28 protein-coding genes are annotated in these 23,117 nt (G+C 40.9%); 2 read left to right on the top strand and 26 right to left on the bottom strand.

Annotated features, from left to right (window positions below; all coding sequences use genetic code 11):
- Nucleotides 1–248 precede the first annotated feature (248 nt).
- The 22 genes from V7014_RS03585 to V7014_RS03480 all read right to left on the bottom strand — a co-directional run bounded on the left by V7014_RS03585 (nucleotide 249) and on the right by V7014_RS03480 (nucleotide 18,142).
- Nucleotides 249–1,430: a phosphoglycerate kinase gene (locus V7014_RS03585; RefSeq protein ID WP_335504249.1), complete on the bottom strand. Its 1,182-nt coding sequence runs from the start codon at nucleotides 1,428–1,430 to the stop codon at nucleotides 249–251.
- A gap of 289 nt (nucleotides 1,431–1,719) precedes the next feature.
- Entirely contained in the window at nucleotides 1,720–2,727 is a 1,008-nt protein-coding gene (gene gap / locus V7014_RS03580; RefSeq protein WP_335504247.1) for a type I glyceraldehyde-3-phosphate dehydrogenase, read from the bottom strand.
- Between the two features lie 60 nt (nucleotides 2,728–2,787).
- Entirely contained in the window at nucleotides 2,788–3,807 is a 1,020-nt protein-coding gene (locus V7014_RS03575; protein WP_335504246.1) for a sugar-binding transcriptional regulator, read from the bottom strand.
- A gap of 150 nt (nucleotides 3,808–3,957) precedes the next feature.
- Nucleotides 3,958–4,203 carry a glutaredoxin family protein gene (locus V7014_RS03570; RefSeq protein WP_335504244.1) on the bottom strand — a complete coding sequence of 82 codons (246 nt, stop codon included), beginning with the start codon at nucleotides 4,201–4,203 and terminating at the stop codon, nucleotides 3,958–3,960.
- Between the two features lie 20 nt (nucleotides 4,204–4,223).
- On the bottom strand, nucleotides 4,224–5,540 hold the full coding sequence (gene rpoN, locus V7014_RS03565; RefSeq protein ID WP_335504242.1) for an RNA polymerase factor sigma-54: 1,317 nt from the start codon (nucleotides 5,538–5,540) through the stop codon (nucleotides 4,224–4,226).
- Between the two features lie 695 nt (nucleotides 5,541–6,235).
- Nucleotides 6,236–6,859, bottom strand: a complete 624-nt coding sequence (locus V7014_RS03560; protein WP_335504239.1) for a hypothetical protein — start codon at nucleotides 6,857–6,859, stop codon at nucleotides 6,236–6,238.
- Nucleotides 6,860–7,593: 734 nt separating this feature from the next.
- Nucleotides 7,594–7,836, bottom strand: coding sequence for a phBC6A51 family helix-turn-helix protein (locus V7014_RS03555; protein ID WP_335504237.1), 243 nt, complete (start codon nucleotides 7,834–7,836; stop codon nucleotides 7,594–7,596).
- Between the two features lie 56 nt (nucleotides 7,837–7,892).
- Nucleotides 7,893–8,366, bottom strand: coding sequence for a DUF2577 family protein (locus V7014_RS03550; RefSeq protein ID WP_335504236.1), 474 nt, complete (start codon nucleotides 8,364–8,366; stop codon nucleotides 7,893–7,895).
- Nucleotides 8,366–10,294, bottom strand: coding sequence for a hypothetical protein (locus tag V7014_RS03545; RefSeq protein ID WP_335504234.1), 1,929 nt, complete (start codon nucleotides 10,292–10,294; stop codon nucleotides 8,366–8,368). Before V7014_RS03545 ends, V7014_RS03550 begins: the two co-directional genes overlap by 1 nt.
- Nucleotides 10,284–10,571 (bottom strand): hypothetical protein, encoded by a 288-nt coding sequence (locus V7014_RS03540; protein ID WP_335504233.1) that lies wholly within the window; start codon nucleotides 10,569–10,571, stop codon nucleotides 10,284–10,286. The genes V7014_RS03545 and V7014_RS03540 overlap by 11 nt, the downstream gene beginning before the upstream one ends.
- 117 nt (nucleotides 10,572–10,688) lie before the next feature.
- Nucleotides 10,689–11,177 (bottom strand): hypothetical protein, encoded by a 489-nt coding sequence (locus V7014_RS03535; RefSeq protein ID WP_335504232.1) that lies wholly within the window; start codon nucleotides 11,175–11,177, stop codon nucleotides 10,689–10,691.
- A 65-nt stretch (nucleotides 11,178–11,242) separates the two neighbouring features.
- Entirely contained in the window at nucleotides 11,243–12,331 is a 1,089-nt protein-coding gene (locus V7014_RS03530) for an SU10 major capsid protein (RefSeq protein ID WP_335504231.1), read from the bottom strand.
- A complete protein-coding gene (locus V7014_RS03525) occupies nucleotides 12,331–12,786 on the bottom strand; it encodes a hypothetical protein (protein ID WP_335504230.1) in 456 nt (151 codons plus the stop codon). The genes V7014_RS03530 and V7014_RS03525 overlap by 1 nt, the downstream gene beginning before the upstream one ends.
- A 26-nt stretch (nucleotides 12,787–12,812) precedes the next feature.
- Entirely contained in the window at nucleotides 12,813–13,247 is a 435-nt protein-coding gene (locus V7014_RS03520) for a hypothetical protein (RefSeq protein ID WP_335504228.1), read from the bottom strand.
- 545 nt (nucleotides 13,248–13,792) lie between these two features.
- Nucleotides 13,793–13,999: a helix-turn-helix domain-containing protein gene (locus tag V7014_RS03515; protein WP_335504226.1), complete on the bottom strand. Its 207-nt coding sequence runs from the start codon at nucleotides 13,997–13,999 to the stop codon at nucleotides 13,793–13,795.
- A gap of 89 nt (nucleotides 14,000–14,088) precedes the next feature.
- Complete coding sequence (locus V7014_RS03510) at nucleotides 14,089–14,925, bottom strand: hypothetical protein (protein WP_335504224.1); 837 nt, start codon at nucleotides 14,923–14,925, stop codon at nucleotides 14,089–14,091.
- Nucleotides 14,926–14,939: 14 nt separating this feature from the next.
- A complete protein-coding gene (locus V7014_RS03505; RefSeq protein ID WP_335504222.1) occupies nucleotides 14,940–15,731 on the bottom strand; it encodes a DUF3102 domain-containing protein in 792 nt (263 codons plus the stop codon).
- A gap of 224 nt (nucleotides 15,732–15,955) precedes the next feature.
- Entirely contained in the window at nucleotides 15,956–16,393 is a 438-nt protein-coding gene (locus V7014_RS03500; RefSeq protein WP_335504221.1) for a helix-turn-helix domain-containing protein, read from the bottom strand.
- Nucleotides 16,371–16,562 (bottom strand): hypothetical protein, encoded by a 192-nt coding sequence (locus V7014_RS03495; protein ID WP_335504219.1) that lies wholly within the window; start codon nucleotides 16,560–16,562, stop codon nucleotides 16,371–16,373. The genes V7014_RS03500 and V7014_RS03495 overlap by 23 nt, the downstream gene beginning before the upstream one ends.
- A gap of 264 nt (nucleotides 16,563–16,826) precedes the next feature.
- On the bottom strand, nucleotides 16,827–17,123 hold the full coding sequence (locus V7014_RS03490) for a hypothetical protein (protein ID WP_335504217.1): 297 nt from the start codon (nucleotides 17,121–17,123) through the stop codon (nucleotides 16,827–16,829).
- Between the two features lie 400 nt (nucleotides 17,124–17,523).
- On the bottom strand, nucleotides 17,524–17,844 hold the full coding sequence (locus tag V7014_RS03485) for a hypothetical protein (protein WP_335504215.1): 321 nt from the start codon (nucleotides 17,842–17,844) through the stop codon (nucleotides 17,524–17,526).
- Complete coding sequence (locus tag V7014_RS03480; protein ID WP_335504213.1) at nucleotides 17,828–18,142, bottom strand: hypothetical protein; 315 nt, start codon at nucleotides 18,140–18,142, stop codon at nucleotides 17,828–17,830. The genes V7014_RS03485 and V7014_RS03480 overlap by 17 nt, the downstream gene beginning before the upstream one ends.
- Nucleotides 18,143–18,321: 179 nt before the next feature.
- Between V7014_RS03480 and V7014_RS03475 the strand changes: the two genes are divergently transcribed.
- The gene (locus V7014_RS03475) at nucleotides 18,322–18,588 is read left to right on the top strand and encodes a helix-turn-helix domain-containing protein (RefSeq protein ID WP_335504211.1); all 267 of its coding nucleotides are present in this window, start codon (nucleotides 18,322–18,324) and stop codon (nucleotides 18,586–18,588) included.
- A 21-nt stretch (nucleotides 18,589–18,609) separates the two neighbouring features.
- Here the strand turns inward: V7014_RS03475 and V7014_RS03470 are convergent, their stop codons facing one another.
- Genes V7014_RS03470 through V7014_RS03460 form a run of 3 tightly spaced genes read right to left on the bottom strand, consistent with a single transcriptional unit; the run spans nucleotide 18,610 to nucleotide 20,459 of the window.
- Entirely contained in the window at nucleotides 18,610–19,071 is a 462-nt protein-coding gene (locus V7014_RS03470; RefSeq protein ID WP_335504209.1) for a hypothetical protein, read from the bottom strand.
- Nucleotides 19,072–19,084: 13 nt separating this feature from the next.
- Entirely contained in the window at nucleotides 19,085–19,675 is a 591-nt protein-coding gene (locus V7014_RS03465; protein WP_335504207.1) for a replication-relaxation family protein, read from the bottom strand.
- Nucleotides 19,602–20,459, bottom strand: coding sequence for an FtsK/SpoIIIE domain-containing protein (locus tag V7014_RS03460; protein WP_335504265.1), 858 nt, complete (start codon nucleotides 20,457–20,459; stop codon nucleotides 19,602–19,604). Before V7014_RS03460 ends, V7014_RS03465 begins: the two co-directional genes overlap by 74 nt.
- A 691-nt stretch (nucleotides 20,460–21,150) precedes the next feature.
- Here V7014_RS03460 and V7014_RS03455 point away from each other — a divergent pair.
- Complete coding sequence (locus V7014_RS03455) at nucleotides 21,151–21,381, top strand: helix-turn-helix domain-containing protein (protein ID WP_335504205.1); 231 nt, start codon at nucleotides 21,151–21,153, stop codon at nucleotides 21,379–21,381.
- A gap of 705 nt (nucleotides 21,382–22,086) precedes the next feature.
- Here the strand turns inward: V7014_RS03455 and V7014_RS03450 are convergent.
- Nucleotides 22,087–23,010 (bottom strand): tyrosine-type recombinase/integrase, encoded by a 924-nt coding sequence (locus V7014_RS03450; RefSeq protein WP_335504204.1) that lies wholly within the window; start codon nucleotides 23,008–23,010, stop codon nucleotides 22,087–22,089.
- Nucleotides 23,011–23,117 lie beyond the last annotated feature (107 nt).

The following is a 23,117-nucleotide window of genomic DNA, read 5'->3' as shown; positions in this document are numbered from 1 at the left end:
GTGTACCTTCCTTTCCATAGTGCAACAAACTGCTCGATTCATTCCATAACTAGTTAGGGCCCTTAACTGGTTTGTAATGAGTGTTCGTACAGCTATGTTACATATAAGTTACATTACAAATCATATGAATGGTAAAAGCTTCACAAAATGATACTTCCTAAGGGCAAAGTCGAAGTATATTGTGCACACTTCCTTCATTAATATAAAAGAATAATTGTAACTAAAGCTTTTCTAGTTTAGTAATTAGATTATTTATCGTTTAAAGCAACTACACCTGGAAGCTCTTTACCTTCAATAAACTCAAGTGAAGCGCCACCACCTGTAGAGATGTGTGACATTTTGTCAGCTAGGTTGAATTTTTCAGCAGCTGCTGCTGAATCTCCACCACCAACTACACTGTATGCATCAGAATTTGCTAATGCTTCAGCCACAGCTTTTGTTCCATTAGCAAATTTATCAAATTCAAAAACTCCCATAGGTCCATTCCAGATTACTAATTTAGAGTTTTTGATTACATCTGCATATAGTGCCGCTGTTTTTGGTCCGATATCAAGTGACATCCAGTCAGCTGGAATTGAATCGATATCAACTGGTTTACACTCTACATTTTCACCAAATTCAGGAGCAATAACTCCATCGACTGGCATGTACAATTTAACACCTTTTTCTTTCGCTTGTTCCATGAAAGATTTAGCTAATTCGATTTTGTCTTCTTCTACTAGAGAAGTACCAATTTCGTGACCTTGAGCTTTAATGAACGTATAAGCTAATCCGCCACCGATGATTAAGTTATCTACTTTATCTAATAGATTTTCAATAACACCGATTTTATCTTTAACTTTTGCTCCACCGATAATAGCAGTGAAAGGACGCTCTGGATTAGACATTGCTTTTCCTAAAACATCAAGTTCTTTTTGCATTAAGAAACCAGATACAGCTGGAATGTATTTCGCAATACCTTCAGTTGAAGCATGCGCACGGTGTGCAGCACCGAATGCATCATTTACAAAGATGTCTGCAAGGTTAGCAAATGCTTTTGCTAATTCTGGATCATTCTTCTCTTCACCTGGGTAGAAACGAACGTTTTCAAGCAATAATACATCGCCATCGTTCATTTTTGCGATTTCAGCTTCAACAGCTTCTCCGTAAGCTTCGTCTGCTTTTGCTACTTCTTTACCAAGAAGTTCACTAAGCTTTTTCGCAACTGGAGTTAAACGCATATCTTCGTTTACTTGTCCCTTTGGACGACCCATATGGCTTGCTAGAATTACTTTTGCGCCTTGTTCTACTAAATACTGAATAGTAGGTAATGCAGCACGAACACGCGTATCATCTGTGATTACACCATTTTGCATTGGTACGTTAAAGTCCACTCGACAGAATACACGCTTTCCTTTTACATCAATATCTTTAATACTCATTTTATTCATGCTAAAAAGATCCTCCTTTTGCATTAGATAGGAAAAGCTTACGTATGTACTTACAATTCCCATCGTTTCAATTACTAGTCAATTTCATATAAATTAGTAGTTAACGGCTATTGGCAAAGACACCGAGAAACTTCTAACTTTATTGAAAGATTTAGTCAAAATAAGAAAAAGGGGAAGGGGCATATTCCCCTCTCCCCTTTTTCTCTTTATATTATAGTCCCATCAACACATTTTATCCAATACGTTCTTATACTGGCTAGAAATGTTTTTTTGAAACATTTAGGTTAAATTAAAGACCTTTTGAAGCGATGTAGTCGATTAAGTCTACAACACGGTTAGAGTAACCAGTTTCGTTATCGTACCAAGAAAGAACTTTAACCATGTTTCCTTCCATTACCATTGTAGATAATGCATCTACAGATGAAGAGTGAGTGTTTCCATTGTAGTCACGAGAAACTAATGGAAGTTCGCTGTATTCTAAAATACCTTTTAATTCACCATCAGCTGCTGCTTTAAGAGCTGCGTTTACTTCTTCAGCAGTTACGTCTTTTTCAAGTTCAGCAACTAAGTCTACAACTGATACGTTTGGAGTTGGTACACGCATAGCCATACCGTTTAATTTACCTTTTAACTCAGGTAATACTAGAGCAACAGCTTTCGCAGCACCAGTAGTTGTTGGGATGATGCTTTCAGCAGCTGCACGAGCACGACGGTAGTCTTTGTGTGGTAAGTCAAGAATTTGTTGGTCATTTGTGTATGAGTGAACTGTAGTCATCATTCCACGTTTGATACCGAATTTTTCGTTAAGAACTTTAGCAAAAGGAGCTAAACAGTTTGTAGTACAAGAAGCATTAGAGATTACATCGTGTTTAGATGCATCATATTGATCGTCGTTAACACCCATAACGATTGTGATATCTTCATCAGATGCCGGAGCAGAGATGATAACTTTTTTAGCGCCTGCTTCGATGTGTTTAGCAGCGTCAGAACGCTTAGTGAAGCGACCAGTAGATTCAACTACTACTTCTACACCTAGATCTCCCCAACCGATTTGAGCTGGATCGCGCTCAGCGATGATTTTGGTTTTTTGTCCGTTTACAACGATTGAATCGCCATCTACAGCTACTTTCTCGCTAAGAGTTCCGTGAACTGAATCGTATTGTAAAAGATGCGCAAGCATGTCTGCATCTGTTAAGTCATTGATAGCTACAACCTCAATGTTAGGGTTTTTTAATGCCGCGCGGAAAACCATACGTCCGATACGTCCAAATCCGTTAATACCTACTTTTACTGCCATGTGTAGTTTCCTCCTTTAATTAGGAACTGCGTAAGTTTTTTATTTTTTATATAAAAGGGATTAACCCTTTAATAACTCTATTGCTGCTGCTTCATCAGTGATTAAAATGGTGTTTCGTGGTGCACTTTTCATATAGGCTCCAATTGCTTTAGCTTTGGATGTTCCACCAGCTACAGCAATTACTTCTTTTGCTTGATTTAAATCTTCAAGCTGAATACCTACAGTTTGGACTTTATGAACAATTTCCCCATGTTCATTAAAGTAATAACCAAATGCTTCACCAACAGCTTCACCATCCTTGATTTTTGTCATGACGGCGTCTGTCGTATTTCTTCTTTTTGCCATCACGGAAGCCTCTCCAATACCATGAATCACAATATCAGAGTCTTTAATTAATGAACTAACTTCTTTAATAGAAGGTTCTTTCATTATTGTGGCGTACGATTCATCACTAATTTGATCTGGGACATATAACACTCGATAAGATGCGTTCATTTTCTCAGCCATCTTAGAAACAATCGTATTTGCTTGGTCTTTCATTTCTTCACCAAGGCCACCACGAGCTGGTACAAATAAAATATTTTTGCTATCAGGAATAGGATTTAGCATTTCCGCCACCGTAGCCATTGTCGTACCTCCGGTAACAGCTATGATATTTTCCCCGGAAAGTGATTTTTTCATTCGTAAAGCTCCCGCTTTTCCAAGTTCACTTTTCACCCAAGGTGAAACATCACTATTTCCAGCAACTACTACTACTTTTACCCCAAGCTTCTGTTGTAATTGCTTCTCAATCAGGTCTATACCCAAAATCTCTCTCATTACACCATCAAGCTTTTCGAGAAGTTCTAAACCATCAGCAGATAATGTCATTCCACTACTATGGATTTCAATTAAATTTTGCTGTTTTAAATAATCTACTTCGCTACGTACAACGCGCTCAGTAAGGTTTAGACTATGCGCCAAACTTCGCCTACCTACAGGTTGCATAAATCTTATGTAATGTAGGATTCCATATCGTTTTTGCATAACTTCTAACAAGTCTGGCAATAATCTTTTTTGGATATCTAGTAATGATTGCATGGAGTTATTCTCCTTAAAAATTATTTATGGACGACTTTTGTCCACGCTAGACGTTTTTTGTCCCACCGTATCCAAAAAAAATTCACCCTTGTCTTGCTTTTATTTTAACAAGGGGAATTCATTTTTTCAACTACCAATTGCCTATATTACTTAATTTGTATTATTCAAAAATTTCTGTATAACTTTACAATTCACTTGACCATATTGAATAACTTTACCTTCATATTCTACCACCGGTATCATTAATCCATACTTCTCAAGTAACCGATCATCTTTATAAATATCTATTTCTTGATACGTAATTCCTTCTCGTTGCTTAACTATTTCAAGCTCTTCTTTTGCAATTTCACAAAGATGACAATTGGTCTTGGAATACAATAGTAACTCAACAGACACACCATTCACCTTTTTTCTTATTAAAATCTTTTTCTTTTGGAGGATGAGGGGATATTTAATTGATCGCGATACTTGGCTACAGTACGTCTTGAAAGAATGATGCTTTTCTCTTGTTTTAATATCTCTGAAATATCTTGATCAGATAGTGGCTTTTTCTTGTCTTCATTAGCGATAAGAATTTGAATGGCGTTTTTCGCTTCTCTTGCAGAAACATCTTCACTGCTTAATGACTGGAGACTTGAAGAGAAAAACTCTCGCATCTCAACAGTACCAAATGGAGCTTGCACATATTTGTCCTTTACAGTTCTACTGACAGTGGATTCGTGTATATTCAATTCATCTGCTATCTCTTTCATTGTCATCGGCTTTAAGTATGAAAAGCCTTTAGTCAAGCAGTCGGGTTGCTTTTCCGTAATAGCAGTCATAACTCGTAGTATCGTTTCTCTACGTTGTTGAATACTCTTCATAATCCATTGATATTCCTGAAACTTATCTTGTAGGAATCGATTGACTTGTTTATCTCCTACATTATTCATATCCTTATAATAGCCTTCATTTAGCTTAACTTTGGATAGTAGATCATCTGCAAGTCTAACGTGTAGCTGATTCTCTATCACTTCTACTACTACATCCGGAACGATATAGGATGGTTTGTCATGTGAGAATCTGGCACAAGGTCTAGGCTGTAATGTTTGTACAAAATCAAATATTTCTTGGAGTTCAGTTAGTGAGATCTTTAAATCCTTTGATATTTGCTTCCATTTCTTTTCTGCAAACGGAATGAAATGATTATTAATCACATTATAAGCGAGGGGAAGGCTATCTTGCCTTTGGATTTGTAATAGAAGACATTCTTGTAAGTTTCTTGCGCCTACTCCAGCTGGTTCTAATCCTTGGAGTACAAACAATATTTGCTCGACATGGTCTACAGGTTCATTTAGATTTAATGCTATACCCTGTAAATCTACTCGAAAATATCCATTCTCATCTAAATTACGTATAAGATGTTTTAAGATTTTCTTATCATCTTTTGTGAGCAATTTGGGATGTACTTGAGACATTAGATAATCTTCTAGACAAATCTTTACTTCTCCAATTTGTTCTATCCAATATTTAGGATCTGATTCTTGTTTCTGTTTCTTCGAGCTTTTCTTCCTGTAATCGAATGTTGTATCACGACTCTCTAGAGAAATGAGAGGATTTTCAGCAGCTTTATTTTCTAAATAAGCAGCTAACTCTTGTGTAGAATATTGTAAAAGCGCTATCGCTTGACTTAACTCTTGGGTCATTGCGAGCTTTAGTGTTTGTGTTTGGTATAAACCTGCCTTTAAATTCATGATTGTACCTCCTCTTCTCAATTTTAGAAATTCTGAGAAACAAAGTGACAAAACTAACCTTGAAACCGCTTTCCTATATTCATATGTCAAGTAAGGGATAATTGATTACTGAATATTCATTTTCTATTATTTTATATGAAATTTGTCGAAAAATAAACAATAATCAGACATAAAATATACAATAAAGTTATTGACATTTAACAAGGCGTAATTAATATATCTATTTTAACATCTAGTCCTAAAACTTGCTCATAAATTTTAACCTTAAAAAAACCTCCTCCATCAAATAAAAGATGAAGAAGGTTTCTTTTTTCATTTAGAACGCCCCTGGAGGGAATCGAACCCCCATTTCAAGAACCGGAATCTTACGTGCTATCCATTACACCACTCGATTCGTAGGTTATGAGAAACGTTTATATACCAATGTTTACGGCTATTTATTCTAAAAGGTTGCGTAGTATTACGCTAAATCCCGCACGTTATATTACTCGTATCATAGCTTATATTCGCGATAAATGTCAACGCAAAAAATAGACGATGAGGCAACGGAAACATTATTCGTTTGCAAATAGGAAATTACGCGAAACTACCTAGCTACCATACGACAATCTCTTTCTAATTTCGCGAGAAACGTCCGTAGCAACACAAAAAAACGCCCTATCTACGGCAGACTTAACTGTAAATAGAGCTAGAACTTACTTAAGTATTATATCAGCTTCAAACGTTTCTCGTTCCGTATTATCTTCCGAAAAAGCATCAAACACGAATTTAACACTAGTTATGTTCGCGACATCAGTAGTTTTTTCAAGAACAAATCCGATTGATCCGTCTTTACTAACGCCTTCATAAATTTCTCCACCGATGTCCTCCGTTATTGATGGATTCGCGTCTACTTGTTCACCCGTTGAAGTTACTAGCGTTGCCTGAGTAGGGTAAGCGTTATACTTCTTGTCTTTTGTTGTATTTTGCAGCTCAACCCAAACATTCACAACTTTTATTCCGTCCTCTACATCATCTGAACCTGTATAGTTTGAAACTCGCTTAATGTCGTTAGTTACAGATACGCCGTGTATCATCAGTTTTAGACCGCCGTTATCGAAATTCCCTTCCCACTCAGCACCGCGATACTTAATCCAGCCGCCTTCTTCGACGGTATCTTTTGCCGCCTTTAAGTCATCGTCTGATAACTTTTTAGGTTCGGCGTCAGCTTGTACCGGATTTTCGTTAGATGTTTTTTCTGGTACGTGCTCATCGTCACTGCTACAAGCACTTAAAATCAGCGCGAATAATAAAACAACTATGTATACGATTCTTTTCACATATATCCCCTCCCTTGCTATATTCTAACATTTGCGATATGTAAACGAAAGCCTACGCCAGCCAGCGCAAGCCCTCGTCGCCTTTTCTACTTATATTCGCGAGCCTTCTTCGTTAGCCCCCTGAGTTCAAAAAATACTACGAAAATTATTCTAGACTAGCAATTCCTTTAGTGCGATAAAGCAAAATGTTTTTTCATTGCGCGTAAGGTGCGGAGCTTAGCTGGACGGAATCGGACGTGGGGCTTTGGGAGGTTCGCGATACAACATGGCAGGGGTATTCCGTTTATTCATTTTAGCGTATAAAGCATTCATTTTTAGTTTACATAATGCTCATTATGAGAAGTAACTATGTTTCACAAACCGCGTCATATCAACGTTTGTCAAGCGCCCAAATTTATCGTTTATGCATGATTTTATACATTGTTGATATACCAACGTTTCTAGCGCTTCCGTTTATGTAGTGATAAGCGATATGTTGCATAATGTTTTATCGCTGAACCCCATGAGTTTCGGAAGGCTTCGTCCGGCAGGCACGCCGTGCGGATGTATGAACCCCGATAAGCGCCCCAAAATCGGAAGTTATCGGAATATATCGCGAAAGTGTTCGAGGCGTGTGTCCGTCAGAGCCTCCGTGCGGGTGAAAACGTTCAAATATGCGCAGTTTTGTAACGTAGTTTATAAGCGTTAAACCCTCGCTATGTCTACGTTTTAGTCGATGTCCCGTCACTGAACTCTTAGGTTACTTTCCGCCACGCTTTTCGACCCCATGCGTCATATCTCCGCACCATATTTCGGTGTTCCTGATCGTACAATTTATTGAAATCTTCGCGCTGCATCCATCGCCATAATGTCATTCGCGATACCTCCGCCTCTTCTGCGATTTCATCCATCGTCATGCCTTGCCGATACACCAAACGGAAGGCTACAGAGCGCTGAATTGCCGTTAATGGTTGCGGTGCTGGACCTCGTTTTCCCATTCGATATTCTCCCCTTTCGCAAATAAAAAAGACGAAGCCCCGAAGGACTCCGCCGATTATTGATACCTCGTTAAACGATCAAGTATTACCGCATAGTCTTGTTCATCCAGCCACGCAACGATAATGCGGTCGCCTTCTTTTAAAACGTCCTCAAACTGCAATTCTACGTTGTTCATTTTGAAAGCCGTATTAGGTGCTGCTAAATCGTCATTGAGCAAATCGCCCTCGCAGTAGTCTATCGCTGTCTTATCGCCTAGTTGTCGCGTTGCATTTTCGGTATGACTAATCGTTGCGATACGTTTATGTCGCGTAAGGTGTTCCATAACAAGAATATCGTCCTTATCGAGTATGAAATCCGAGCCTGCACTATCTAGTGTAATTTCTATATTTGGAGGTGGTGAAACTACAGTCCCAAAGATAATATCGATTGGCTTGTTATATCCATTAACTTTCATTAGTTGCGCAAATTGAGAATAGGCGTCTCCCTCTAATGATAAATGCTTTTTTCCTGTTTTTCTCCATACACTCACTATGCTCCCAACTCCCCTGCTTCTTTAATTTTATATAGTAAAAAGTTAGCTATCTGATCCATTTGCCTGCGGTCAAACTCTCCGCCATTGGTTTGAAGAGTAAAGTTGTTAGTCATTTCAATCTTTTGTGTTACTCGGCTGTTATCCGTATCATACTTAACGTTACCACCGGAGCCTCTACCACCCAATCGCGCAGAATCCTCGTAGTTAAAGTTTAGTTTGCTGTCGCGATCCGGACTAGTTAAGCCATTTAATCCGCCCAACTTGTTAAACGCCTTATTCTCCTGCGCTGTTAGGACGCGCTCATTTCTATGCAATTTCGCGATAAAGCCGTCATATGGCACGCGATCGAGTCCGTGGTAATATGAACCGTTGACGCCTATGCCCGTTAGTTTAATTTGCGGCACGTTCGGCGTGACTGGCTTAAGCTTTGTAGCTTCGTAAGGCGATTTAGGCGGCTTTGTATCAGCCTGTGACCAATTGACTTTAGGCACAATCGGGATGTTAACGCCAGGTATCTTGTTGATTGTTTCAATCATGTCGTTAATACCGCCAATGATGAAGTTAATAGACTTTTCCGCAGCTAACTTAATACCGTCAAAAGTCTTCGCCATCTGTACTTTTACCGTGTCCCAATTTTTATAGAGGTGAATACCGGCGGTCACTAAAAGACCAATCGCTGTTATTACTAAACCAATCGGGTTTGCCCGCATTGCCATATTAAAAGCCAGCATTGCGCCCCGTGCCAGTGCTAACGCCTTTTTCAAACCTCCAAGCACAGACGTAACCATCCCGATTATGCTCAGAGCCATTGCGTGAACCTTAACGGCAATTAATCCGGCCGCAACTCCAGCTAGAACGGGCTTGATCGTCGACCAATTCTCAACAAAGAAGGTCGCGAATGACTTGGCCGCATTGCCGACATCCGTTAGTACCGTAATAGCACCGTTGGCAAATTCGGCTATCTGCGCGCGATTATCGTATAGAGTAGTCGCAAACTGTCCGATATTTTGGAACAAAGCTCCGAAGGCTGCGCCTGCTTTTGCTTGGAATCCTGCGAACTCCTCGCCCTCCATAAACTTCGTTAACTTGTCAATCATCGGCGACACTGACGTAAGCGCCGACTCACCGAGCTTCACGAAGAATTGCCGCGTTGTATCGGTCAGCTTATTCCACTTCGCGTAGGTCGTATTATTAACGGTATCGAGGTATTTCGTACTTATTCCAATGTCGTTAAGGATTTTATCCAGCGCCTTTAGCTTTTCCGCCTGTGTCGCTGCCTCTTTCAATGGTGTTAGTTGATTGGACGTCAAGTTAAATCGATCTTTCAAGCTGACAAGATCGCCTCCGAGACTTTCCTTTATCGCGAAACCTGCGCCTTGAAAGCCTTCTAACGGATTTAGGTACGATAACCTTTCGGTCAAGTTAACCATTTCCTTGATGTCCTTCGTATTCTTAGTTGTTGTGGCGAAGGATTGAGTCGCACTTAAGGCATCCTGATAGGACATAACGGAGTTTAGCGCCTTGTTTTCGATGAACTTTGATAGCTCATTCGCTGCTTTAGCGTCTCCGGCAAACATCGCCTGCAAACTAACCTTGTTATAATCGAGCTTCATGGCTTCGCCAACCGTCGCGTTAAGCGTTTTTTGTGCGCCAACAACGGTCATTATCCCCGCCGCAAGTGTGCCAAGGCTTGCACCATAGTTCGCGCTACTGTTTCTAGCTAAATCAAGGCTTTGTCTATTAGCGTTAATCGAAGCCGTTAGCGATTTGAAGCTGAGGCGTCCCTTATCGGTTGCGCTCGATAGACTACTGCCCATCGTCTTAGTAGCTTTTTCCACATAGTTCATTTGCTTGATAGCATCTTTCATGCCACTGTTAAAGCCACTACCATCTAAGCCGAGCTTTGCAACTAGACTAATTGCCATTCGCGTTCACCTCGTCAATCACCTGATAAATAAGCTCGTCAGTTTCCTCCCAAAGCCGTTCGGATTCGTTTTGATGGCGTTTAGCACCAACTGTGTCGCCTCGATTATGCGCGATAATATACTGCTCAACCTCCGTAATAACGAGCAAGTCCGTTTTGATTATTTCGCTTAGCAGTTCATCGCCTATCGCCGCCTTAAACTGGCGCTTTAATTTCCGTAATTGCTGGATAGGCTTTCGCGGTATCTTGCCTTCGTACTCCACAATTTCGTTAATCAAGAGTCCTAACTCTACGATTCTCTCGATTCTCGGTTTTCTCATTAATAATGCGTTCAATTTTCGTCACCCTTTCGCGTATATTTGAAAAAACAAAAAAAAACGCCCGATTAGTGGACGTCAACAATATTCCCAAGCCTTCGTATATGCTCGATATTTACCAGTTGCGGTTATTTTAAGTTTGTAGAAAGGATCAACTTCCTCGAAGAAAACTTCGTTAGCTTTTAGAGTAAAGAACGGAGGATCATCGTTAAATGTGAACGATAAGTCGCTTTCACCATCGTTGTATATCACAAGCCCACCGCGAACCCCGTTAAAGGTCTTTGTTAGATTTTTATCGCCCATAATCGATTCCTTAACTACAAATCTCCACACTTTATGCTTTGTTTCATTAATCGCCTTGCCTTTTAACTTCACGTACTTTCGCGCTAACTCTATGTCATGTGATCTCGTTAAAGCTAATTCATACAACGCGCTTAAGTCCTGCGGATTAGGTTTATATGCACTAATATCTACGTCCTCTAATTCGTCCTCAACTGGTACTCGCTCTGTGACTTTCTCATCTTCAGAAAAAATCCATTTTCCGTCTTGAGATTTAAATACCCTCACAATTATCGCTCCTTCTCATTTTAGATAAATAAAAAGCAGCGAGCCTAAGCCCGCCGCCAATATAATTAAGCTAATCCTTTGATTCTTGCATGTGCTTTTTCTTGTTGGAACTCTAGCGTATATTCACCGACTAGCATCCCTTTAGTTCTGTCGCCGTCTACTCCTAATAACTTGTGGTGGAATCCGCGATCACCTAAAGGACGAATCTTGATTCTGTTGGTATCGACAAATAGAAGCTCGTCCGATTGTAAGTTGTTATTCATGGTGATAGGGAACTTACCGAAGTCATTCACAAGATAGTCTACAGACTGACCACGTGAGTCTTCCGACTGAACGACACGCAGCTTATCGTTTGATAAGTCGCTAATTTTTCGCTTTTGTTTCGCAGGAACAATGAACGAATATTGACCGCCCGTAGCAAATCCGCCAGCTTCGTAAATCTTTTGTGAAATATCGTTCAGCATATCGATAGTAACCGCCCCAGTTGCTGCGGTAACATTAGTTTCGATGAAACTGCGGATGCCTCGCATTTGACGAACGTTTCCATCATCGAACTTGCGTCCATTAATGATAGCTTTTTCAAGTTGCAGCGCAAGCTCTAGTTCCTTCTTAGCTTTTTCATAGTTGTAAAGGTCACTAATTCCGTACTGTGCCACTGTTTGCGCCGTATCCGTTAGCATTACACTATCGTCAAAAATTTGTGTATAGTTATCTACACGCTTGCGCTGTTTATGCCTAGCTTCACGGGCAGCCGCACCCTCTTCACCACGAATATACATGAACTCGATTTCCGTATCTTTTGTAATAGCTGCCGGTGTAGTTTCGCCATGTCCTCGCGTAACTGTGATTTTACTTGAGCTAGCATTTACTGCGGTTACTATCAACATTTCATCCCCAACACTAACGACGGAATCTGGTCGGAATGGCTCGACGCTTGCTACTGTTAGTTCTACCGCGTCCACTGCTGCGGCTACTGTTACTGCCGATTTCGTTGCGAACATTTCATCCTCATACCATACGTGTGTAGTAGCTGTTGCCGGCTCACTAAAGCCTAGCAAATTAAGCATTGGCGTTTGATCCGCATTTAATAATAGAATCTCATCTGTTACCGATTGTTTTTTACCAATTAAATCTTGATTATAAATCATACTCATTACTTATTACCCCCATATAGTTTTTGTTTTAATGCGCTAAATGCTGCGCGATCTTCTGTTTTACCAGTTCGACGCGCCTTCTCTTCTGCTTGTTTAAGAATCATATCTGGTGTTTTATCTACATGTTGACTACCCCCATTTGTCGGCTCACCCAATTGCCTTTGGACTTTTTTTTGAGGTACTGCCGAAGTCAGCGCTGTTAAAATATCGCCGATTGTGTCGACCCCTTCCTCGTTACTAACCTTCGAAAAGTCAATGTACGGCATCACCTGATCGATATTGCCGACACCTTGCGCGACTCCTCTTTTATAGAAATCATGCTCGACTGTTTGACGTTGCATAGCCGCCTTTGTTTCGGCAAGCTCGCGTTGCAATGCGTCAACGTCGGGCGTCTCCTCTTCTACTGTTTCAACTTCTTCTACTTGCTCAACTACTTCTGTTTGATTTTCTTCCATCTTTTATCGCTCCTCTTAGGTTATTTTCAGCCTGCAAACCGATCAGCTCCGAAGACTTGAAGCCGCTCTATTGCTTCCGCTTCTTTCACTTTTCTTTCTTCTTCAATTTTCTTGACCTCTCTTTCAAGGTAGTTAATTCGGTCATCAATCAACTTTCCTTTTTCATTGAAAACCGCAATAGCCCCTAACTTGTCAGCAGCTTCTTTAGCTCGCTTTGACGTTAAGAGTTCAGCTTTTTGATATATGTCAAAGTTGGAATAATACTTACTATTCATCGCGACTACTTCGCCATGTGGAGCATACATTTCATATGTCGTCTTGAAGCCTTCGCCCGAATCAATTACTTTTATATTTACCTTCGCGATATGGTCAGCCCCTAAGATATGTTGACCGCCTCTATCGTAATAACAACGAGTAAACTCATTACCTAGATATTCAAAAACTTGTTCGATGCATTCCATTCCGCAACCCCTTTCCGAAATGTGTGTAACCAACAGAAATTTGTACCGAATCAAACGATTTCAGCCTCGATAATTAAAACCGAGTATAATTGGTAGGCTCGCAGCTTAACCGGCTAATTCCCCTCAACTTTCACAGAAAACATACGCTCAGCCGACCGCCTTTGCTCTATCGGTATTTTGAATTGTAGCGCGAAAGGTTTACCCTTTTTGTAATACTCAGCCATAGCCTGCCAGTCGTCCTTGTAGCGCTTGATCCTTCTTATTAAATCCTTGTCGTCCGTGTAACCTGCCAGCCAGCCCGTTTCTAATTTCCATAGTTCGTTAGTCAGCGAGTTCCGCCTCCCACTCTATAAGTGACTTTTCAACATACGCGCCCACTTCAGCTTTTGATATGTCGTAATTACGGCGTGGCGCATACTCTTTACATAAATCAATCGTCATTTTAGATCGCAGCCTTCTTCGAGACTCTTCGGACATTCCTAGATAGGTCGTCATAACGACATTAGCGCGAATATACCAATAAGCGTCGTACCAAAATACTTCTTCTAGTGGGCGCAATATAAATCACGCACCTTTTCAATATAATCTTGCGGCAGTGAATGGTTTATCTTCGCCGTAATGTCCGAAGTCACTTGCTTATATCCACTCTCTATTTGAGCAAGTGCTGAACGACTAATGCCGAGTAATTTTGCGAAGTCTCTTTGACTCATTCCTTTGTTTTGACGTAATCTTTTAATCAATATACAATCCACGGTTATCAGCTCCTTGTAACAAATTTTTGTTAGTTTTAGGCATAAAAAAAGCCAACCATCGAAAGACAGTTGGAAGTCGGAAGTATAACTTACATTAAACCAGGTATGAGATTCCGGCTCAAATGTCGCGCGCCAACACTTGAACCTTCCTCACTATATTCGTGTTTCTTCTCATTTGTATGGTATATTTTTAACCCAGTTTTTATATTAATTGTAAATGTTCCAGGGTGTTTTCCTTTCTTAAATGCTTCATAGGTTTGTTGTCTTTCTTGATTGCAACTGTCCCTTATTCCTAATTTTAGAGGTACCTTAGACGCTGGCTTGTCCGGATTTCTTTTAGGTGAAAACGTCCTATTTCCATCTTTTCTTCGCATCCCATAGATTTGGGCTTTTTCTATATCTTCCGTATAAACTACTCTCTTCTTATCTTTCACACCTGTATTTTCTTCTCTGTTTGGCAGATACCCGTCTCTTTTGGGCGCGAGATATGTTCCAGTTGCTACGAATCTACTATTAGCGTCCATTTGCTCGCGAGTACAATCCGATGAGCAATATTTCTTCTTTCCGGACTTCTTAAAGACGTTATTACAATTCCAACAAGCGCATACTCGATGATTATCCGGCACATGATTTGGTATAGGCGGTATAAACGTCTTTTCGATTTCCTCCCATTCCTCACGCGACCTAATTCTTATCTGCTGACGTTCAATGTTTTCGTGCGTCTTAACGTGTAAATCTGACGCAAGCGCTAGTTCCTCTTGTAATTCTAGCTGCGGGCGTTCACCACCGTCCGCGAGATAGCCCTTGATGAAAATTACTTTAGTTTGATTGATTAAATAATCCTTATCAGTAAATGTAGCGCTCACAAGTTTTGATAATTTCGAAACTTTCTGTTTTACTCGCCCCTTTGCATCATTCTTACACAATATCTTTTCCCCTCCTAACCTACTAACTTTTCATATGCACTTTGTACTTGTTTAAACATATAGTCATTTTTGGCGCCATGATCGGGATGTACTGCTTTCATCAATGCTCGATACCGTTGTTTCATCTCATGTTTAGTCGCCGTAATTTCAATACCAAGTAACTCGTAAGGCGTAGCGATACTATTTTTACCGAAGCGATTCGTTGCTCTTTCCAAACTAAGCTCCAATTTCAAACTATCTATTTCACCTTTTTGCTTTCTATTTTCTGAGGCAAGTTTTCTTTTTTCGCCTTGTAATGCGTGCTTTTCATCCTCTAACTGACGAATCTTCTCTAACAAACTATTAACATATTCTTGCTCAGTTGATGGGCGCGAACTATCTTCCATTGTATTAGCTTCAATCTTCTCGCTTATATCTTTCCCAGAAGCCACTCGTACAACCTCGCGTAACTCCTTAACTGTCATATCCGCGACCTTCTTCTTTTTGGAGGTGCTCGGTACAGTATGCTCTTTGGTTGCAAACTCTTCGCGATCAATTTCCTGCGGCAAAGTTAGCATTTCTGTTATTTGGCTTATTTTTAATTCCGTCGCTATCGACGTATTTCCAAACTGTTCATAAGTCTGCATCATGCGTTGTGCCGTTCTTTTGTTTATGTCGATTGATTTTAGCCAGTTACCAAACTCGCCATGTGTTAAATCATTTTCCTTTACATATTTAATACGTCGTCCAATTTCAAAAACAGACATCTTTTGGTGGCTAATAATTTCTTTCGTAATTTCTTCTAAACTAGTTTTCAACATTTCCATATCATTTCTCTCCTATTCTTTTGCTACGCGGTCATTTAGGTGTACGGATTATATCTTTGTTATTCTCTTTAATTACTCGCGATCATGTACTAATAGATACTTATTAGCGACAATTTATTGGCGCAATCTTTTTAAATCTTGTTAAGTAAATCTCGTTCTTTAAATCTAGTTAACCCATAAGTGACACGAATAAATAACGGCTCTATTATGTGTACGTACCTCTATTACTCCGCGTACTTCCGTTCCCTCCATAATCTAGCTCGTTCACGTGCCCCATCCCTCCGCGACTCACACCTTTTGAAAGCAGTTTGGTAATTCGTGAATGCTTCCGGGAATTGTCTGTAGAATTCTTCTTCGATAAGAGGTACTAACGGAATGTAATGCCCCTTTTGCGGATAATCAATTAGTCCAACCGCCTTCAAATCCTCTACGTGCTTGCTTGTCGTGTCCGGAGCTTTACCATACTTTACCGCGAGTGTCTCTATACTTGGGAACGCGAACCCATCCTCAGCGTTATAGTAGTCAATAATCAGCGCATATAAATAGAGTTTTTCCGCAGCCATTCGGTCGTGGTGAACATAATGGCGCGCATCGCTCGGAAGTGCAACGAACGTCTTATCGCCTTCCGTTGGATTCTTTTTATCGAATATTTTTCTTTCCAAAATCCTCTGCCTCCTCAGCTTCCAATTTGCTAATTTCTTGACGAGCACTTTCGAAATAATCAAGTGCATCTTCCTTCATTCCGACTTCCTCCTTTTTATCTCCTACAATATTAAAGGCGATCGCACATAAACCTGCGCACTTTTTCCGTAACTTTTTTGCGACCTTCACCGTGATTGCCTCGTAAATTCATGATTTCGGACAAAAATCGATGAAATTTTTTATGCCTCTACTAAGAATGTCGCCCGAGAAGGTAAAACCGCACACATTTTCTGAAAGTTTTTTCGTTCTACACAAAATAATAGGCGCGAGGATGCAAAGTCGGACACTTTTTATAGAAAAACGACGATGTCGACGTATTTAAGCACAAAAAAACGACTCAACTAAGCTAATAGTTAAATCGTTTCTAAATTTCCTCTTAATTAAATGGGCTTCCTATTTTACCCACGCCTCGTACGCATCAATACCTTCCACCTTAATAACAACTTTACATTCAGAATCCGTTATAATCTTTTCCTCGATATAACCTTTATATTGTAGGTAATCGTAGGCTGAACGCGTCTCAAAGTCACTTTCAATCTTTTTATCGCGCTCAGCTAATGTAAATCCCACCCTATCAAGCGTGTGCCATGCCTTGTAAAACTCACCCAACAGACGCATTCTAAAATTTCGACGTTCAGACACTTCATTACTAAGTTTTTCATAACGTCTTACAAGTTCCAGTTCCTTCATTTAAACCGCTCCCTTTATTCGTATTTTTATATAATCGCAGTTGCCTGCGGTAACACCGTATTAACTTTCGCGACACTCTCCCGCCTCGCTTATTGACATACAATTGCCAGCTTATATGTCGCAAGCTAGTCATTGCCCCGCCTAATGGCAACGAGTAGCAAGTATACAGGTACGTTTGCCGCCGCACCTATTTATATTTAAAAGACTTGCCTAAGAGCCTTCCCTACGCTATAATTAAATTAACTTAATTTTCAGAACCGCCTATCCAAAGCATTGCCGTGCAATTGGATGGGCTTTTATTTTGCGCTGATTGTCGACAGTTTGAATACTGCGTAAATTGTACATATCGCGACAAACCAAAGCGTCGGACCTTCTAGCGTAACTTGCACGTCCAGTAAATTCATCTCGCGCCCCTCCCATCTTCCATCATTAGTTTCGCGAAATCCAAAACGGACATTTTCAAAATATCAGCAACGATGCCAGCATTGCCGCCGAGGTTTGCCGTGAAACATGAACGTTTGCCGCTGTCCATATTAACCTCAGTTATTCCGTCAGATTCGCCAGTTATCTCACGGAACACCCATTCGTAGTAACCTCCGCCGTCGTCGTATATTTCCAGCGTTATTGTGCCGTCGATTATTAGTACATCGCGTGTAACTTCCGGCTCGTAGCCCGGATCGCGTGCGTCGGTGAACAAAACGTCCTTACGTTCGAGTTTCATCTTGCTCCGCCTCCCCAGTCTCTGAGCAATAATCTTCGCCTCCTAACACTAATTTAAGTAACGAATCTTCGTGCTGCTTGCCCGAGATAAAATCAGTCTGATCCTTGTCCAAATCAACTAATACGTAACCATCTTCCGGCAGTAATTCCGCGTTATATACGCCCGGCATTTCGTTTGCGACGAATACTCTGCCGTCCTCCAATAACACGCCATTCATGATATCTACTGGATATGTGAGCCCTTCCCATCTAAACATTACTGTGACCATTTTGCGCTTTACTTTTTTGCGTTCAATCATTTTAATTCCTCCTTTACTTTAAAGAAGTTTTACTTCGCTTTATCAAACTTCTTGTTTACATATTACTACCGCCAGAAACATATGTCAACAGATTTCGAAATAAAAAATTCGATTTTTCGAATCTTTGCTTTGAAATTGTGATATAATAAATAAAAACGAGAATAACAGAGGTGCTTTTAATGGAGGAGACTAAAAAGAAAAAACTTAATAGAAGAAAGCCGGAGTACTTAATACCATCATTTAAACCGATGGAAATTACCTTAATTAAGAAGGACAAAACGAAGGCTGATCTAAAAAGAGATTTAGGTATCTCCTCATCCACTCTTGCTAAAATGAGTAACAATGAGTTTGTCGCGCTAGATATTATTGCGTTAATCTGTGAATACCTGGACTGTAATATAGTAGACGTAGTTGAATTTATAGAAAAGAAAGAGGACGCCGAGTAAGCGTCCCTTTTTTGTTTTGCCTTATAACGCCTTCGCAATTTCAACGAGTAAATCCATGAGCATCGGCAGCAACTGAACCGCGATATACCCAGCGCCCGCACGCTGTATCATCGTCAGCCCTCTGTCTGCGTTACCGAGCATAAGGAAAATTCCTCCGCAAAGCATAACCGTAAGCCCTATTGGATAGCTTAACGCCTGCACTAACGCGATAAGAGGATCAAACGCATTGACGACACGCTCGGTTATCGCTGCATTAACCGCGCCGGCTGCTGCGAGTGTTGGGTCGCCAAAGCCTAGCGAAAGTATAGTAGCGCCAGTTACTACGATTATCTTCGTTATTTGCTTGCGCGTTGAGTTGAAATACGACGATGTCGACGTTTTAGCTCCCTTCAAAACTGGAGTAACCTCGTGCGCCTGCCGCACAACATCTGTCCGCCCCATAAACTCTTTAACCGTCATTACTTCCGTTTTCCGTCCGAACATACAAACCGCCTCCTTATCGTAGTTCACTCGCTGTATATATCTTGACGCAAAGCCCCTCGCACAATTTCGCAAGCTCTTGTCGTCTATATTCCGTAGTTGTAAGCCAAACGAACGCCGGCGCTTGCTTAAAGACGCCTAGCTCGACCATTCGCCGATACCTCGCTATCTTATCGCGATTAGCAGCCATTTTCTGCGTGTTATCAATCTCGCAAATATAGTAACGATTTTCCCGCGAAAACAAAGCGTCAGCGATGACTTTAGCCTCGCCCGATACTTCTAACTTAACTTCGCTTCGCCAGCTCGCAGGACAGCCAAACGCAATGAATAACGCATTACGCATTAAGTAGTGAGTGACTTGACCCGTCTTCTTTAATACGCGTTGACAACCGACACGCTCACGCCCCTCCGCGTTAAGATAATAGACGTTTTCTTCGAGCCGAACCGAGCAGAGATATTCACGCATTTCGGTTAATACGCGATTAGCATTACGATCACCGCCGAGCCGATGTATTCGTTGTAGCTGTGTCCGACTAGCGTAGCCCAATTTCTTCAATGTGAAGAGTATGGCTTCCGTTCTTTGTTCCTTCGCGATTGTTTGTTTCATGGCAATAGCCCTCCTTCCGTCCCTTAAACGTAATATGCGGTTTAATAGTCTCGTTAATAAAATCGTTACTCATGAACGGCGTTTGTACGTCAATCTTCTTATCCGCGCGATAGATAGCACGCCCAGGAATAATAGGTATCTTTTCCGCGCCTCCCTCATCGAGAACAACACGGCTTGCAATCTCCGTTTTGAGACGAAAACAAACTTGACTACTACAATTCTGCTTTACTTGCGATGACATAACTTGCGTCGTAACGTATTGACTACAGTAAATTAAATTAAAGCCTGCCGCCCTTCCTCTTCGCGCTATATCTTCGACAATTGACTGACATTCTTCGTGCTGTCCGATGTCCGCAGCCTCGTCGATTATGATAAAGAAGCGATCCGCAAAGCCTGCCTCTTTCATATCCTCGTAACCATACGCAAGTAAATAGTCTAATTGGGCGTTCATGCGAGCTTGCGCGTCCTTCAGTACGATTAATGCTTCGACTGGATTCTTCGCAAAGCCTTCCACTTGCTCTAGTCGCGAAAAACGATTAAGTGCAACGCCGCCTTTTAAGTCGATTAGAAATAAGTTTGTATTTTTGGTTTGCCGTGCTACTAACGTACTTATAACCGACTTAAGAAACACGGACTTTCCGGAGCCGGTCGTGCCAGCTACAACTAAGTGCGAATTACGGTCGAAATCGTGCTTAATTAGCTTCGTTTTGGTCGCGCCGATTAGTACCTCCCAACCGTTCAATATGTCGAAGTGTTCGCGCTTAAATTCGAAGTAGTTCGGCATAGTTACGTCAAATACTCGCACAATTAGAACGCCATTATATGAAAGCTCAACCGTTTTATGGGCGCCTTGCCTTTCTTTAAGTAGCTTACGAATATCCGCGAAACTATTTGGATGCAGGCGTAGTTTAGCTACCTCACGCAAGAACGTCTTAACGTCAAGATAGGCACGTTGGTTTAAGCCGTCCTCGATTGCCTCGCGTTTGCTTTTAAAATCCGCGAAGCTATACCCTAACGGCAACACGTAAGCATATTCTACGCCCCATTCGCGCTTTGATTTACGTATAAGCCTAATCGGTTTGTCTCCGTCCTTATCGCGTAGCCCCGCATAGTAACAAATACGTCCTATCTTCTTGCTATCGTCGGTGGTACCTCGTACGTGTAACGTTGTATATCCGACTATGCCCGCCACTACTGCCGACGAAAACAGCTCCAATAACATCGAAACACCTCCGCCCTATATTCTATAAGAATAGTTCTTCGCGAAAGGAATAGAGTTTGACGTCTTTTTGCGCTAGTGTGACTTAATTCGTACTATTCCTAACGCGATTCTTACGTAGTAATTCCTCGGGAACTTCGCGAAGCATTGCTTATGGAACTACTTTATGGCGCGCTGCTTGTCCGATATGTCACTTTTTTGCGCAAGGTTTAAAAAATGACAATTTGGACGAGACTTGACGTAAGGAGTGATGAAAATGTTTAGTTTATTCGGATTAGGTAAATCGAGGACTAAGTTTGGACGTTGGCTTGATCGCGAAAACATAACTCAGCTTGACATCGAGAAACTTTCGGGATTAAGTCGTGGTACTGTATCGAAGCTTTGCAACGATAAGGAGTACACGCCAAAATTTGAAACGGTTGGACGCGTAAAGAAGGCGCTTAAGAAGCTCGGCAAAAGTGTGCCGGATGATTATTTCGGTATGTGAATATATGATATGGTCAAATATTGCATAGAGAAGAATTTGAACGCCAAATCAGCTAATTTAGCTTGACTTACTGCATCAGGACTTTTACTTTTGGTTGAGTGGTATGGACAACGGCTTTGGGCATAGTTGTTGCCTACATTCAAACGATAAAAATATCGAGTGAACATAGACAAGCGACTGCACTTTTGTATATCGGGTTATGGAATCCGTATTCGTAACACCCTATTTGTCGTGGTAATTAAACCAATGATCCTACTGTCAGAGATAGCCCATACAGTTTCACTCAGCCCCTAACCTAATCGATTAGTTAATCTCTACGCGAGAACAGTACAACTGGTTACTTACGAATCATCTTGCGGGCATTGCGCCCCTATCAATCCACCGAACCGTTAATGGTCGTTCGCACCATTCGGCAACTAAGCAAAATAGGGAATGCTCATATGTTACCTATCTCCATTTATCGCGACGGCTGGATCAATACCTGACGTAATTTATTTACTTGTGCTTAACGGCTACTCACAAGGGAATTACCTAAAAAAGACAATAACAAACTATACCCCTTGAATTTTATTTTCAAAAATTTTATAATTAAAGGGATTGATAGGTTAATTCCTATTCAGTTGTATTTAAGTCATGGGCATGACTAAGTGGTAGGGCGTTCGATTGTTCGTAGCAATCAGCGCTCTTTTATTTTTGTGATTTTTTCTACATATCTTCGAAACCCATTTCGACGGCTTCCTCTAAATCCTTTCCGTAAATTTGAACATACCGCCTTAATACTTCAAGCGAATTATGTCCCGTTAATCTTTGTAAAACGAAAATATTCGTACCTGCCTCGACCTTTAATCGGCAAAACGTTCGCCGAAATACGTGCGGACTAACGTTTACTTCTCGCGAAACTCCTGATTTATCTCCGTAAAACGCTAGCCTTTCTTGAATACTTCTCGCGCTAAATGGTCTATTATCCAAACTAACGAATAGAGAATCGGTATCTAACGCGCCTCGTTCTTCTATGTATGTTTTTAAAACCGCCCGCAATTGCTTTGTAAGGGGTATTCTGCGCGCGTATCTGTTCTTGGCTTCTTGTATACTTACCGCACCCTTACCGTCAAAACTGACGTCTTGTACGCGTAATGCTGCTAATTCCGCAAGCCTGCATCCGATTTGAGTAAAAGAAAGCATTATTGTAAGATCCCTTAGTCCCGTGAATGTAGTAACATCGGGCGCACTTAATAGTCGTTTTAATTGTTTTTTAGTGAGTGTCGCGCCTATCTTATGACGTTCTTTAAGTTTACTGACGCCAGCATACGGATTATGGTCTACGTAACCTTTACGCAAACAATAAACAAAGAACGTATGCCCCGCCCTTAGTCGCGAATTGATTGTACTTACTGCGCGCCCTAGTTCCTGTTGATTTACGACAAACCCTTCGATATGATCGGCAGTTAAAAGACGAATATCATTCAGTGGCGCGTCAATATCAGCAAGAGCACGACCGTTTTGCTTTAGCTCTTTCACGTAATAAGCAACGGTATGCGATGAAAGCCCTTTTATCTGACAATGACGTAAAAATTCCGATGAGGCTTGACTATAATTTCTAGTGATTAATTGTTCGGTCTGCGGTTGCAATACGGTTTTAAGATTGGCTGACGCGATATTTTTTCTTCGTTTCATACTAAAACCTCCTCATTTAAACGTGTGCGGGAGATTGCGTGGTATACTTCGTGGTATTTTTA

It is taken from the genome of Bacillus sp. JJ722, from assembly GCF_036963345.1.
Lineage (GTDB): Bacteria > Bacillota > Bacilli > Bacillales > DSM-1321 > Bacillus_AD.
Note: the sequence above shows the minus strand (reverse complement) of the source record. Positions and strands in the feature narration are given on the sequence as shown.

Bases quoted from the DNA above. Each gene is read 5' to 3' on its own strand.
- V7014_RS03475 (WP_335504211.1), top strand. From the start codon at position 18,322: ATGGAGGAGACTAAAAAGAAAAAACTTAATAGAAGAAAGCCGGAGTAC.
- V7014_RS03545 (WP_335504234.1), bottom strand. From the start codon at position 10,294: ATGGCAATTAGTCTAGTTGCAAAGCTCGGCTTAGATGGTAGTGGCTTT.
- gap (WP_335504247.1), bottom strand. From the start codon at position 2,727: ATGGCAGTAAAAGTAGGTATTAACGGATTTGGACGTATCGGACGTATG.
- V7014_RS03460 (WP_335504265.1), bottom strand. From the start codon at position 20,459: ATGCCGAACTACTTCGAATTTAAGCGCGAACACTTCGACATATTGAAC.
- V7014_RS03555 (WP_335504237.1), bottom strand. From the start codon at position 7,836: ATGGGAAAACGAGGTCCAGCACCGCAACCATTAACGGCAATTCAGCGC.
- V7014_RS03575 (WP_335504246.1), bottom strand. From the start codon at position 3,807: ATGCAATCATTACTAGATATCCAAAAAAGATTATTGCCAGACTTGTTA.
- V7014_RS03525 (WP_335504230.1), bottom strand. From the start codon at position 12,786: ATGGAAGAAAATCAAACAGAAGTAGTTGAGCAAGTAGAAGAAGTTGAA.
- V7014_RS03455 (WP_335504205.1), top strand. From the start codon at position 21,151: ATGTTTAGTTTATTCGGATTAGGTAAATCGAGGACTAAGTTTGGACGT.
- rpoN (WP_335504242.1), bottom strand. From the start codon at position 5,540: ATGAATTTAAAGGCAGGTTTATACCAAACACAAACACTAAAGCTCGCA.
- V7014_RS03480 (WP_335504213.1), bottom strand. From the start codon at position 18,142: ATGATTGAACGCAAAAAAGTAAAGCGCAAAATGGTCACAGTAATGTTT.
- V7014_RS03490 (WP_335504217.1), bottom strand. From the start codon at position 17,123: ATGAAGGAACTGGAACTTGTAAGACGTTATGAAAAACTTAGTAATGAA.
- V7014_RS03470 (WP_335504209.1), bottom strand. From the start codon at position 19,071: ATGTTCGGACGGAAAACGGAAGTAATGACGGTTAAAGAGTTTATGGGG.
- V7014_RS03505 (WP_335504222.1), bottom strand. From the start codon at position 15,731: ATGGAAATGTTGAAAACTAGTTTAGAAGAAATTACGAAAGAAATTATT.
- V7014_RS03520 (WP_335504228.1), bottom strand. From the start codon at position 13,247: ATGGAATGCATCGAACAAGTTTTTGAATATCTAGGTAATGAGTTTACT.
- V7014_RS03585 (WP_335504249.1), bottom strand. From the start codon at position 1,430: ATGAATAAAATGAGTATTAAAGATATTGATGTAAAAGGAAAGCGTGTA.
- V7014_RS03485 (WP_335504215.1), bottom strand. From the start codon at position 17,844: ATGAAACTCGAACGTAAGGACGTTTTGTTCACCGACGCACGCGATCCG.
- V7014_RS03530 (WP_335504231.1), bottom strand. From the start codon at position 12,331: ATGAGTATGATTTATAATCAAGATTTAATTGGTAAAAAACAATCGGTA.
- V7014_RS03465 (WP_335504207.1), bottom strand. From the start codon at position 19,675: ATGAAACAAACAATCGCGAAGGAACAAAGAACGGAAGCCATACTCTTC.